Origin of the sequence: Mesotoga infera, assembly GCF_900157305.1 — a bacterium.
In the GTDB taxonomy this organism is placed as follows: Bacteria; Thermotogota; Thermotogae; order Petrotogales; family Kosmotogaceae; genus Mesotoga; species Mesotoga infera.
Genome location: NZ_LS974202.1, coordinates 1,851,090 through 1,864,337, shown reverse-complemented (window position 1 = coordinate 1,864,337; position 13,248 = coordinate 1,851,090). Strand labels below are relative to the sequence as shown.

Here is a 13,248-nt window from a genome sequence, read left to right as displayed (position 1 = left end):
ATGGATAAAGATCTCTTTCTGGACAGCTCGAGATTCGATTTCATTTCCACGACCGATTACAGCTACATAAGCCAAAAGGGGTTCGATGAGGATCTTATAAGACAGATATCGACGAATAAAGACGAGCCGGAATGGATGCTTCGGAAAAGACTGGAGTCCTTCGAAATATTCGGCCGCTCGAGAGAGCCCGGCTTCGGGGTGGGAGTGGGGGATCTAGATCTCTCAAGCATAGTCGCCTATCTAAAGCCCGGTTCCGGGCGCAACAGATCCTGGGAGGAAGTGCCGAAGGAGATAAGGGAAACCTTCGAAAAGCTCGGAATACCCGAAGCAGAAAGGAATTCTCTGGCCGGAGTTGGCGCTCAATACGATTCTGAAGTGGTCTATCAGAACATAAAAAAGAATCTCGAGGAGCTCGGGATAATTTTTCTCGATATGGAAACAGCCGTGAAAAAATATCCCGAATACGTGGAGAAATACTTCATGAAAGCTGTAACTCCCTCAGATCACAAATACGCCGCCCTTCATGGCGCCGTCTGGAGCGGAGGCTCCTTTGTGTACGTTCCGAAAAACGTTGCCGTACCTCTGCCTTTGCAGGCATACTTCAGAATGAACATGGCAAGCTCAGGGCAGTTCGAGCACACCCTGATCATCGCCGACGAAGGTTCTAACCTCCAGTTCATAGAAGGCTGTTCTGCTCCCAGATTCAATGAACTGAACCTGCATGTCGGCATGGTGGAAATCTTCGTCTTAAAGGGGGCGAAGGTCAGGTACTCAACCATACAGAACTGGTCGAAGAATACGTACAATCTCAACACAAAGCGCGCGATAGTTGAAGAAGACGGAACTATGGAGTGGATATCCGGTTCGCTCGGAAGTATGAAGACGATGCTCTATCCGGCGACCATTCTCAAAGGAAGGAGAGCCAGAGCTGAACATCTGGGTATAACTTACGCCGGCCCAGGGCAGCACATGGATACCGGTTCAAAAGTGATCCATCTGGCTCCGGAAACCAGTTCAATGGTCGACGTCAGAAGCATAAGCGTCGGCGGTGGATGGGCCTTTTACCGTGGAGCCTTAAAGATTTCTCGCCAGGCCGATAACGCGAAATCCTTGGTTCAATGTACCGCACTCATGATAGACAACGATTCCAAGTCAGACACAGTTCCGATTATAGAAGTTGAAAGCGATTCGGCCAACATCGGCCACGAAGCCAAAATAGGCAGGATAAGCGAGGAACAAGTATTCTACATGATGAGCAGGGGACTTTCCGAAACGCAGGCCAGATCGATGATCGTTAGAGGATTCATGGAACCGGTTTCCAGGGAGTTTCCGGTCGAATACGCGGTGGAGTTGAACCGTTTGATTGACCTGGAAATGGAAAGCAGTATCGGATGAGGTGCCATATGGAGAAGACTTTGAACCTTGAACACAACAACTACAAAATGGTCTCGCCACTCAGGCGGGAACTAGAAATTCCGGATTACGGTGACCGCGATTTCCTCATCTCATCCGAACCTCTTGGAAATGCCATGTCGGTTTTCGTGAGCAACCGGTATTCCGAATACAGAAAACTCGCTTTTCCTCTCTGGAAGAGGGTCGATATAAGCAAGATGGTACTTCCGCCTGTCTCTGGGAAAAACGGAAAACACTATCCGGATCCATACGTGAAACCGATTAAGTGGCTTACCAGCGAAGAAGTTGAACTACTGGATAATCTGGATTTCGAGGGATCTGACAGGAAGCTGTTGCTCCTGGGAGATATCTTCTTCGATACCGGTTACTTCTTTTCAATCCCTTACGGAATCCATCTTAAAAAACCTTACATATTCAACAGAGAGGAGATGAATTCAAGCATTTCAAGTAATCTCTTCGTAGCAGGAAAAGGTTCATATATGAAGATAGTTCTGAACTCGACCGGACGGGGAAATTGGTCTCTTCAGAACAACCGGTTTCTCCTGAAGAGAGAGTCTTCCATCGACCTGTTGATCGTCAACGGTCTCTCTAAAAACGATTTTAGTTTTTTGAACAATTTTTACCTGCTCGAGGCCGGTGCTCGCTTGAACGTGTATGAAGTTTCTTACGGCGGTGGAGTTCTTGCCAGTTACCACATGGGAGTCGCCGTCGGCGAAGAATCACGGATGGTTTTCGAACCGGTCTTCATGGCCCACGGAGATTCGAAGATCGATTTGCAGTACATCGCGCGGGTAAAATCTGCCCGATCTCAGGCGATTATAGACGGCACCGGTGTGGTGATGGACAGGGGCCACTCCGTTTTCAGAGGAACAGTAGATCTCAGAAAAGGTTCAAAGGGAGCCACGGGTAAGGAACACAGCAATGTGATGGTACTATCCAGCGAGGCAAGGACGGACGCCATACCCTCTCTTCTGGTCGATGAAAACGAAGTGAACGCATCTCATGCAGCAACGGTAGGGTCACTGGACGAGGAAAGAGTCTTTTATCTCATGTCGCGAGGATTGACAAGGGAAGAAGCCCTGAAGCTCATAATCAAAGGGACTTTCGATCCCGTTCTTGAAAAGATTGCAAAACTCTTTCCCGACCATTCAAGAGGTTTGAACCATGTTTTCGCCTGAAGAATTGAACGGTTATTTCGAGGGTCTGAAGAGAGACTTTCCCATATTTTCTCACGATCCTTCGCTCGTTTATCTTGACAGCGCCGCCACGACCCAGAAACCCTCGTCCGTTCTCGCAGCGATCAGAGATTTCTACGAAAGGAACAACTCGAACGTTCACAGGGGTGTCTATCCACTGGCCGAAGCGGCTACCGAACTTTACGAATCCTCCAGAAGAAGGTTGAGCGGCTTCGTGGGCTGCAGACCTTGCGAGTTGGTTTTCACCAAAGGTTCGACCGAAGGCCTAAACGTTCTCGCCTCTTCCCTCTCCATCTGTGGAGACTACGACACCTTCATCGTACCGGTCTTCGAACACCACAGTAATTTCGTCCCTTGGCAGTATCACGCCAGGAAAAATGGATTGCGATTTATTCCGCTTCCGATAAGCCAAAACTCTCTCGATATGTCACTGGTGAAAGAGACTCTCCAGCGGATGAATGGCAGATTCGTTTTCTCTCTGGCAGGTCTGGTGAATTCAACAGGTTACAGACCTCCTTTCGAAGAGATAGGATCGCTCGTTCATTTGGCCGGCGGTATCATGGTGCTCGACGGTGCCCAGCTGATTCCGCACGAGAAGTTTTCTTTCAGCGAAAGCAACGTCGATTTTCTCGTCTTCTCCGGTCACAAGATGCTCTCAGAAACAGGGATAGGCTGTCTCGTCGGAAGAGAGAAACTTCTGGGAGAGCTGAATCCCTTCGTTTTCGGCGGTCAGATGATAGACTTGGTTGGAAAGGAGGAAACGATTTTCTCCGAAGGTGTCGCAAAATTAGAAGGCGGTACCCAGAATATCTCCGGCGCCGTCTCGATGCTGGCCGCTGTCGAGTATCTGGAAAACGCCGGAATGGAAAGAATCAGTACCCATGTTTCCAATTTGACTTCCAGGGCCAGAGAGAAAATCCGGGCCATCGGCGGGTACATAATCCACAGCCCCGAATCCAGCAGGGCGGTTATCACTTTTACTCACAGCAGGGTACATTCTCACGATATCGCCGAGTTTCTAGGAAGAAAGATGAACATCGCTCTGAGGAGCGGTCATCACTGTTCCCAGTTACAGATGAAAGAGCTTGGAATCATATCGGCTTGCAGGGCTTCCTTTTACCTTTACAATACATTCGAAGACGTAGATAGACTCGCAAATTCCCTTGAAGAGGCCGGGAGGTGGTTCGATGAGTTTCGATGATATCTATTCCGATTTCATAATGCACCATTACAGAAACTCCGTTCATAGGGGCATAGATAAAGAGAGCAACCTCGTGGAAAAGGGGTCGAATCTCTCGTGCGGAGACGAGATAACTCTCTTCATACGAATGAAAGATGAGAAGATAACTTCTCTGTCCTATGACGGTCATGGCTGTGCTATAAGTCAAGCATCGGCTTCGGTGATGGCCGATCTTCTCGAAGGAAAGACCCTGAAAGAAGCCGGGAAGACACTGGCTAATTTCAGCAAAATGCTGCGAGGTGAAACCTTCGACGAAAATCTTCTTGGAGATGCCGCCCTTTTCGAAAGACTCAGAGAGTATCCGATGAGAGTAAAATGCGTTTCTCTGGCCTGGAAAACGGCAGAAAGAGCGTTAAAGAAATAAAAAAAGACCGGTGCTTCACACCGGCTATACTCTGCGCTGAAGTAACCCTTCACAGTGATTATACACTTAATCGATCAAGTAAATCAATCTTTTTTTTCTTTTTCTTTGAGATACTCCATCAGTCTTTCTTCATCGTTTCTGAAGAAGTACTCTTTAGGATCGTCAGCCATCTTCGAAACTTCTCCAAGAAGCGATCCAAGAACTTCTTCAAGCTCCGATCTCTCCGATGCGTCGAATTCTTCGTGAAGTATAGTATTGAGAGTCGCCTCATCGATCTGATCGATGTTTCTGCTCTGTATAGTTTCCATGAATCTTTCAAGCAATTCCTCTATCCTGTCCATTCGAACCTCCCTAAATTAGCAACTTCAAGTATTCTTTCAGGTTTTCGTCATTCGTATCAAGTTGATCTATTGTACCCTTTTCAAGCGCTGAAAGCAGTGATAGAACGAATCCTTCGAGATCTTCGATACCCGATTCGCCTATCGTATCGATATCTATGGGGCCCTCTTCCAGGAGTCTCGCAATACGCAATCCCAACTGGAAGTCTAAATCACGTATCTCTTCGAGATACTCGTCCAGGAAGAATTCGAGATTGAAAGCCATTCCCGACCGTCTCCATCTTAAAATATGTAGCAATATTCTGAAAGCAGCCGTCGTAGTACCAAGTCCAGAGATCAGGAAAGCCATCGAATATGAGAGCAGATCGCTCGGGGAGGGAAAATCAAGAAGGGTTTTAAGGACTGAAACATAAATGCCTACCTCTTTTAGCGATACAATCCTTGCAGATTTTGGAATTGTTCCCCTCTGAAAAGAAGTAACTCTCTGCCGCATTCCGGAGATATCGAACTTCAACAGATGATTTATCAGCGCTTCTATGTCCAGTCTTCCACGTTTAACTAAACCACCCGCTTCTCTAGAGATCGTACCTTTGCTGATGCTTGCCAGAGTAGAAAGGTAGGCGGCTTGCGAGATTGGATTGTCGAACACAAGTCCGGAGATGGCCTTTCCTTTTTCAAGGTCTCTGTGAAAAAGAATAGTGTTTTTCAGTTCAGAGTAATCTCCCTTCTCCAGATATTTCAGAGCCTCTTCATACCTGCCCAGCATATCTAAAATTTTCACGAGCAAAAAGAGGGCCTTATCATCGCCAGTATGGAAGTAGTACTCCTCGCAATGTTCCAGCGCCTCGTCGAGCAAACCCAGATTTTTTTCGGCTATCGCTTCTTCATACAGAACGTCGATCTCCCCGGAGATTTTATAAGCCCTTCGTAAATCTTCTAGACTGTCCCACAGTTTTCCCTGCCGTGATCTCGAGAAGGATCTATTGTAGAAGCATTGCCAGCGATTCTCTATGGCAATGCATTCGTCGAAAACTTTTTCGGCCTCTCCGAATCTTTGGAGTTCGTTGAGAGACACTCCCTTTCTAAGAAGAATCTCTGGATACAGTGGAAAAGAACGTGGAATACGGTTCATTATTTCCATGGCCTGGCCGTACTCTCCAGAAGAGATAAAAACATCCACGATTCCCAAAAACGGGAGAGAGAAATTGCCTCCGGATTTTTCTATCGATTGCAGAAAATAATTGGCCGCTTCTTCGTAATCGCCATTCGACTGGAGCAACCTTCCTATCTCGTAAAGACCGACGTAGAAATCGGGATTCATCTCCACCGACCTTTTAAGCTCTATTTCACAAAGCTGGTAGTTTCCTGTCTGTTTGTAGTAAAGGCCCAGATAAAAGTGGTATCTGTAATCTCTGGAGATCTTCGCCGCGTCTTCTAGAAAACCTAGCGCTCTCTCCAGTTCATTATCGCCCAGAGCTTTCTTGAAGGCTTCATAGCAATAGAACTGTAGATACGAGCCGTAATAGTCGTCCGGTTCATTGAGGTACTGGGCTTTCAGACCTCGCAGAATGACTTCGAGATCGATCTTGTCCCTGTCGATCGCCAGAGGCAGGTCTTCGGCCAGTATAGGAAGCTTGACTGGAAGATTGTTAAGCTTTGCCATCTCTGGCTTCAACGGAAGATAAACTATCATGGTTTTTCCTTTCAACATCTCACCCGCGATCTCCATTATCGTTTGCTACAAAGTCGCACATATTGTATAATACCAGAAGAGCATTGGAAAGATACAGGAGGTATTTAGATGGTGGTTCTTGCTTATGTTTTGATATCTCTGCACGTAGCCATAAGTGTAGCGCTTGGCGTTGCAGTTATGATGCAGATGTCGAAGTCCGCCGAACTCGGTGGAGCCTTTGGTGGTGGTGCTTCCCACACGATGTTTGGAAGAAAGAAAGGTCTCGACACGATGGGTAAGATTACCCTTGCACTTGCGGTCGGCTTCATGGTTAACAGTGTACTGATCGCTTTTGTTGTGTCCAGAGCCTTTTCCGGTTAAGGTGGTTTGATTGCAGACTCCTGAAAATCAGTTCAAGGAACTTACAAAAAACCATGTTTCTCTGATTTCGGAGAAAGAACTGCTGGAGAAACTCTCCAAAAATCGACCTCTAAGGGTGAAGCTGGGTGTGGATCCGTCGAGGCCGGATTTGCATCTGGGTCATGCCGTGGTGCTCAGAAAATTACGGCAATTCCAGAGGTTCGGTCATCACGTCGTCCTGATAATAGGGGATTTCACCGCAAGGATCGGTGACCCCTCTGGTCGATCGAAGACCCGTCCGATGATTTCGAAGGATGAATCGAAGATCAACGCCATATCATACAGCCAGCAGGCCTTCAAAATTCTCGATAAAGATTTGACGGAGATACGTTTCAATTCCGAGTGGCTGGACGCTCTCAATTTCGAAGACGTCATAAGATTGTCGGCGAAGTACACAGTGGCAAGAATGCTCGAACGACACGATTTTTCGAAGAGATACTCAGATAATGAACCGATAGCCATTGCCGAGTTCCTTTATCCTCTCGCCCAGGCTTACGACTCAGTCTTTGTGAAGGCCGACATCGAAATAGGTGGAGACGATCAGTTTTTCAATCTAGTCGTTGGCAGAAAGATCCAGGAGGAGTACGGACTGGAACCGCAGGCGGTACTTACGATGCCCCTCATAGAAGGCACCGATGGAAACCTGAAGATGTCCAAAAGTTACGATAACTACATAGCCTTCGAAGATACTCCCAGGGACATGTTCGGGAAGCTGATGTCCATACCGGATACTCTGATCATGAAGTACATGAGGCTTCTCACAGACAAAAGTGATGAGGAGCTCAGGGATGTCGAAGAGTGTCTGAGGTCTAGAACTGTCAATCCCAGAGACATTAAAATGGAACTGGCTAGGGACATAACGGCCCAGTTTTATGACGAGGAAACCTCTAGAATTGCTCTCGAGGAATTTATAAAGATCTTCCGCCACAAAGAGGTGCCGGAAGAAATGCCGGAAATAAGACTCGATACCGACAGTATCTCGATCGTCGATCTTCTGGTAAATCATGCTAATATTTCTTCGAGAAGCGAAGCAAGAAGGCTACTGGAACAGGGTGGTATAAAGCTGAACGAAAAAGTTATCGAAGACGTTTACGCTATTCTGGACCCTTTGGACGGAGATGTTTTGAGAATAGGAAAAAAGCGTTTCTATCGCCTTGTTAAGTGCTGAAGACTCTTGAATCTGGGCACGCTTTTACTGTATAATAAACCCGTAGTCTGCTGCAAAAATGACAACATTTTGAAAGGGGGTAGGATCCATGAAGAAGCTTTCTATACTGGCTCTACTCGTTGTTACTTTCGCAACCCTCGCTCTGGGTGTCGAGTACAGCGATTTGTCAGAGAATCACTGGGCCTACGACAGTGTAATAAAGACGACAGCCGGTGGATTGTTCATTGGTTTCCCCGATGGCACTTTCAGAGGTAATGAAAATGTAACACGTTACCAACTGGCTATGACCCTTGCCAGGTTTATGGATTATTCAGATGCCGGGGATGCCAAACTCCAGGAAGTCGTCTTTGCCCTCACAAAGAAAGTTGCAGGACTTTCTCTGGAGATCTCTGACAACAAGAAAAACCTAGTTGATTTCATGGCGGAACTGAGGGCTCTTGAAGCTACTGTCGCTTCTCTAAAGGATAGCGGTATCGTTGGCAATTTCGTCACTTCCAAGACTTTCGACGATACCATCGCGTATCTCTACAGAGAGATCGACAGGCTTTCCGGCGAAGCTGCAAGCGCCAACGAGGGAGTAGCAGGTCTCAAGGCAGATCTGGAGGCTCTTCTGGGAGTCAGGGACGATATTGCCGGTCTCGATGCAAAATTGAAAGCGGTCGGCAGTTACGCCTCGGAAATCGAAGCTCTCAAGAACAGGGCCACTGACCTTGAAGTAACAGTGAAACTGCTTGGACAGGCACTTGCAAACCAGAAGATGGAGGAAAACGAGCAGAAGGGTGAGATTGCGGATCTCGATTCCAGAATCGGCGTAGTCGAAAATGTTGCGAACTCGCTGACTTCTGATCTCTTCGCTTTGAGGAAAGCTATGGTTACGAAAGACGATCTGGCCGCTCTTGAGAGCAGGTTGGGCGATGCTATCAAATCGGCTACACCCGATCTAGAACCTTTCGTGACCGGTGAAGAATTGAACGATAAGCTTTCACTCATGTACACGAAAATCCTCAGGATTCAGGACACCCTTGCAAAAATGCCCGAAGTGAAGTACTACGACACCGAAATCGGAAATATCGAGGCGGCGATAGCCGACATAGTCAACGATGTCGATGAAAGCTTTGCCGTTGTGTTTGATCAGGTCGATGCCAACATCGCCAGACTCGACAAGCACGAAAAGCTCGTATCTGAAATAGAGCTTGAACTCGGCACGAAAGCTTCCTCCGCCGATCTCGATACGCTCAAGGGAAAAGTGACGGACCTGGAAGTAACTTCGAAGATGTTGAGTAACGCGATAATCGCTGCCAACAAGAGGATTTCCAACCTCGATTATGTAACACCCGATCAACTCACTGCCAAGCTCAATTTCCTCTACAAGAAGCTTGGGTTGACCGAAGAAGCTTTTGAGAAAGAGATTGACCTTCTCTACGGAGAACTGGACCATGTTCAGATGGAAGTATCCGCAAACAGAGAGATGCTTGAAGTCGCCTTCGATCAGATCGATGCGAACATAGCCAGGCTTGACAAGTACGGCAAGGAAATCGCCTCTTTGAGCAAGAGAACGGGTGACTTAGAGATTCTCGCCTCCACCCTCGAGGACCAGGTCGACAGTCTGACGAGCATCACGAACACGATGGCAAAGCAGATGTACAAGCTCGACAAGACCAAAGCCGACAAGGCAGACCTCGCGGCCGCCGAGAAGAGAATTTCTAGTCTCGAAGCCAACGACACCGTCATCGAAGAAAAACTTCTGGCTCTCGAAGCTACCCAGAAACAGAACATCACCAATACAAATGCAGCGATAATACTTTCTTTTGTAGCTCTTGCATTTGGCGCGGTAGGGTTAATCCTGAAATGATCTTTCTGTGCAACTTAGGCACGTGTGTGTTTGCTTTTGTTACATGAAATGTGGTATATTTACGTTATGCGCATCACCAAAACCAAAACACTCTTATAAAGGGGGTAAGTGTGCATGAAGAAGCTTGTTGGAATCTTAGTGGTACTCTTGGCCATCTCGGTCGCCTTCTCGGCAACCATAACTCTCAGCCCGTCTATAAAAGGGACGTTATGGGGTAAGACTCAGCTTGACAAGAACGGCCTGACCACCGATCTCGGTTTTGCTTTGAAGTCTCTCGGCTTTGGAGCCTCTGCAAATGTCAGCGACCTGACATTCAGCCTTAATATCGATCTAGTGGGCGGTACTGTAACTCTCAATTCCTTCACTGTGGAGAACGACAAGGCTGCTGCCAGCTGGTACGCCAGTAAGTCTTTCGGTAGCGACAGCGGTAAAGGTCTCAGCTGGTTCGCCTACTACGGTACGACCAAGTCCAAGACCTTCGTTCTCAATATGAAGGCGCTCGGTCTTCAGGTCGCAACGCAGGAAGCCCTCATTGGCGGTACGGACAGAATCGCCCTGTACGGCTCTTGGGATATCTTCTCCGTGGCCCTTCAGACCGGTATGGCCGGTCTGGGCTGGAGCGGCGACCTGATAGCCGAAGCCACCGTTAAGCCGTTCACCGGTCTCACTCTCAAGGGTGGTCTCGAAGCCAAGGATCTCACCGGTACACCCGCATTCGACTACGTTATAGATTTCGATTACAAGATGACTCTCGGACTTCTCACCCTCAACCCGTATGCGAGATACGCCAGCACCAAGGGCCAGTGGGTAGGTCTCAAGGTAGGTTACAGTATCGGTGAAAGCGTAGTTCTGAAAACCAACGCCGACGTTAAGTACGATATCGCAGCCAGCAAACTATTCAGCTGGATCCAGGCCGCGCTCTCCAAGAAGGGCATAGGCTGGGCAGGTGTGAAGTTCTGGTACGACCACTCCTTCCTCGTCGGTGGTACGAACGAAATGAAGCTCGGATTCCTGGTCAAGTCCGACGGTTGGGAACTGGATCCGGTTTCTCTGGCTGTCTTTGTCGGTTCCGGCGATTTCACGACCAAGGACGACGTCAACAAAGCCGGCTTCGGTTACGATATAGTCGGTAACCTTCTCGCAGATGTGAAGGATCTCTCCGCTTACGCAGAGGCTTCTCTCTCCCTCGCGATGGGTGGATTCAAGCCGACACTCAGCATCGACGGCGGTTACTACCTGCTCAACGGCACGAAGGCACTCAATGTTGTGCTCGGCTTCCCGGTCTTCGATCTGATCAACTTCGAAGCCAGTGTTGCCTTCTTCCCGGCGATCGACTGGTACGTGAAGCTGTTCTACAACTACTCGTTCTGATTTTAAGGCTAACGATTAACCGGCCCCCGACGGGCCGGTTTTTCTTTGAGGTGAATTAGATGTATATTTTCCTCGGCAACCTGCTCATGGGAGTCGCGATAGTTATAGCCCTGGTCTTTGGAGGAGGTCAATTCGTTACTGCGTTGCTGAACGGCGAGAGTCCCGAACTGGACTGGATGGATTTTCTATTTCCTGCTGTACTATTACTTACGGGCTTTATTCTGCAATTCTGCTCGATAGCGAAGCATTACTTCATCCCTGTGATCGAGGAACTCTTCCTTGCGGGGTCTCTCTTTCTTTACGTGAGGGAAAGCCTCGAAAGCGGGTTAACCTGGTGGATGGCTCCTCTCACGGAATATATAAACTCAACGTTTTTGTACACCGCTACAGGTTCTCTGCTGCCGGTTATACTCGTGGTCCTGATGGCTTCCCTTATATTGAAGATGCTCAACATGTCTGTCCAGAAGACTGGAAACGATGAAACGCGAAAAGAAGATGCGTCGAACAAAAACGGGACCCTTAGGTCCCGTCGAAGTCTGTAGTTGAGTAATATTAGAAACCCAGCGATCTTGGATCTAGCGCATCTCTCAGGGCGTCGCCCAGCAAGTTGAAGGCCATGACCACGATGAATATGAAGATACCCGGTATCAGAAGCCACGGTGCCTCGGTCATCGCCTTTATGTTCTGAGCCTGAGAGAGCATCAGTCCCCAGCTGGCCGACGGTTCGGTTATTCCCAGACCCAGGAAGCTCAGACCCGCCTCTCCCAGTATGTATCCTGGAATCGACAGAGTGGCCGATACTATTATATAAGTCGCAGTGTTGGGTATGATGTGGCGAAGTATAACCCGCCCCGATGGATATCCCATAGCTATGGCGGCCTGTACAAACTCCGTTTCTTTGTAACTCAAAACCATGCCCCTGATCACCCTCGACATTCCCGGCCAGCCTATGAAACTCAATATGAGGACTATGAGAATATACGTGATGTGTGGGGGTATGCTGGTTGGAAGAACAGCCCTCAGAGAGATCAGCAGGTAAAAGCTAGGTATCGACATAAGAATTTCCGTCACTCTCATAAGGATTTCATCGGTGATACCACCGAAGTATCCGGCCGCTCCACCAATGGAAAGTCCTAGAGAGAAGGTTATCAGGATCGCTAGAAGCCCGATACTCATAGATACTCTCGAACCGAACAGTATTCTGGAGAAAACGTCTCTACCGTACATATCAGAGCCGAAAAGAAGAAACTTAGAAGGCAGGTCCGTGCCAACCAGGTGAAGCTTCATGGGAATGAATCCCAGTAACTTGTACTCCCAGGACTGTGTGAAGAACTTTATCGGATACTTCTTGGTCACGTAATCTGTGACCTGGGGATCTTGAATCACATCGACTATAGTTGGCGAGATTTCGAGTTCCGCTAGAAACTCCCTTGCCAGGTCGAGGTCGCCCCCATCGACGTCTATCACCTCGTTTACTATATTCATGGCTTCCACTACGACGTCTTTTATTTCATCTTCCTTCTGGGCGAATATTCGATGCAACGATCTCTCCGTTACCACCTTTACAGGTGGACCTATCCTCAGTAACTCTCTGAACCTGCTGGGAGCGAGCGAGCCGAGGGTTGTCCTGTTGGATGTCTCGGTGACAACAGTCTCTTTCAGCATATCCAGTTCGGTCAATTTTACGGTCTGAACCGTACTGTACTCGGGGCCTCCTAGGTTGGCCCTATTTCCGTCCGCATCGAGCGCATATCGAACGGTTTTCGTGGTCACGTATATATTCATTACGCCATCTTTACCCTGTTCAAAGGTCTTCTCCTCGCCGGTCGCCCTGTCGATGGCGACAACCGATCCCAGAGAGATTCCCTCCGTAAAAAAGGTTCTGTAAGTCTCGGGATCTCTCTCAAGCACCCAGGCATAAATGTACGGAGCCGTCAGTTTTCCCTCTTCGTCGGTCCAGTGGACCTTCGAAGGAGGAGCGTATGAAAGATCCTGCCTCTGATCATAAGGGTTGTTGGGAGCCAGAAAATCCGCGAAAATCGCAACGAGATAGAGTATTATTAGTACCCAAAGTGAAAAGAGTCCCAGCTTGTGCTTTTTGAGGGCGCGCCATGCGAGTTGCCAGCGGCCCATGTATTTGACTTCGAAGAGTTCGTCTTTTTTCACTTCCTGAGGAGTCACTATCAGATCGTTCTTCTTCTCTTTTTTCACTCC

At 48.2% G+C, this 13,248-nt stretch carries 12 protein-coding genes; 9 read left to right on the top strand and 3 right to left on the bottom strand.

The genetic code is table 11. The annotated features are described in order from the left end of the window. Genes sufB through sufU form a run of 4 tightly spaced genes read left to right on the top strand, consistent with a single transcriptional unit; the run spans window position 1 to window position 4,213 of the window. Entirely contained in the window at window positions 1–1,395 is a 1,395-nt protein-coding gene (gene sufB, locus MESINF_RS08430; protein ID WP_169699409.1) for a Fe-S cluster assembly protein SufB, read from the top strand. Window positions 1,396–1,403: 8 nt separating this feature from the next. After that, window positions 1,404–2,591 carry a SufD family Fe-S cluster assembly protein gene (locus MESINF_RS08425; RefSeq protein ID WP_169699408.1) on the top strand — a complete coding sequence of 396 codons (1,188 nt, stop codon included), beginning with the start codon at window positions 1,404–1,406 and terminating at the stop codon, window positions 2,589–2,591. After that, window positions 2,578–3,810 carry an aminotransferase class V-fold PLP-dependent enzyme gene (locus MESINF_RS08420; protein ID WP_169699407.1) on the top strand — a complete coding sequence of 411 codons (1,233 nt, stop codon included), beginning with the start codon at window positions 2,578–2,580 and terminating at the stop codon, window positions 3,808–3,810. Before MESINF_RS08425 ends, MESINF_RS08420 begins: the two co-directional genes overlap by 14 nt. Next, entirely contained in the window at window positions 3,797–4,213 is a 417-nt protein-coding gene (sufU, locus tag MESINF_RS08415) for a Fe-S cluster assembly sulfur transfer protein SufU (RefSeq protein WP_169699406.1), read from the top strand. The genes MESINF_RS08420 and sufU overlap by 14 nt, the downstream gene beginning before the upstream one ends. An 83-nt stretch (window positions 4,214–4,296) precedes the next feature. Here sufU and MESINF_RS08410 read toward each other — a convergent pair whose 3' ends face one another. Both MESINF_RS08410 and MESINF_RS08405 read right to left on the bottom strand, forming a co-directional pair. Continuing rightward, window positions 4,297–4,554 carry a chromosome segregation protein SMC gene (locus MESINF_RS08410; RefSeq protein ID WP_169699405.1) on the bottom strand — a complete coding sequence of 86 codons (258 nt, stop codon included), beginning with the start codon at window positions 4,552–4,554 and terminating at the stop codon, window positions 4,297–4,299. 10 nt (window positions 4,555–4,564) lie between these two features. Next, window positions 4,565–6,262, bottom strand: a complete 1,698-nt coding sequence (locus MESINF_RS08405) for a tetratricopeptide repeat protein (RefSeq protein ID WP_169699404.1) — start codon at window positions 6,260–6,262, stop codon at window positions 4,565–4,567. 90 nt (window positions 6,263–6,352) lie between these two features. Between MESINF_RS08405 and secG the strand changes: the two genes are divergently transcribed. The 5 genes from secG to MESINF_RS08380 all read left to right on the top strand — a co-directional run bounded on the left by secG (window position 6,353) and on the right by MESINF_RS08380 (window position 11,576). Beyond that, window positions 6,353–6,604 carry a preprotein translocase subunit SecG gene (gene secG, locus MESINF_RS08400; RefSeq protein ID WP_169699403.1) on the top strand — a complete coding sequence of 84 codons (252 nt, stop codon included), beginning with the start codon at window positions 6,353–6,355 and terminating at the stop codon, window positions 6,602–6,604. A gap of 10 nt (window positions 6,605–6,614) precedes the next feature. Beyond that, on the top strand, window positions 6,615–7,811 hold the full coding sequence (tyrS, locus tag MESINF_RS08395) for a tyrosine--tRNA ligase (protein WP_169699402.1): 1,197 nt from the start codon (window positions 6,615–6,617) through the stop codon (window positions 7,809–7,811). A gap of 88 nt (window positions 7,812–7,899) precedes the next feature. Beyond that, window positions 7,900–9,663, top strand: a complete 1,764-nt coding sequence (locus tag MESINF_RS08390) for an S-layer homology domain-containing protein (protein WP_169699401.1) — start codon at window positions 7,900–7,902, stop codon at window positions 9,661–9,663. A gap of 114 nt (window positions 9,664–9,777) precedes the next feature. After that, on the top strand, window positions 9,778–11,034 hold the full coding sequence (locus MESINF_RS08385; RefSeq protein ID WP_169699400.1) for a hypothetical protein: 1,257 nt from the start codon (window positions 9,778–9,780) through the stop codon (window positions 11,032–11,034). Window positions 11,035–11,093: 59 nt separating this feature from the next. Further along, a complete protein-coding gene (locus tag MESINF_RS08380; RefSeq protein WP_197712654.1) occupies window positions 11,094–11,576 on the top strand; it encodes a hypothetical protein in 483 nt (160 codons plus the stop codon). A 10-nt stretch (window positions 11,577–11,586) separates the two neighbouring features. Here the strand turns inward: MESINF_RS08380 and MESINF_RS08375 are convergent, their stop codons facing one another. Next, entirely contained in the window at window positions 11,587–13,245 is a 1,659-nt protein-coding gene (locus MESINF_RS08375) for an ABC transporter permease (RefSeq protein ID WP_231936685.1), read from the bottom strand. Window positions 13,246–13,248 lie beyond the last annotated feature (3 nt).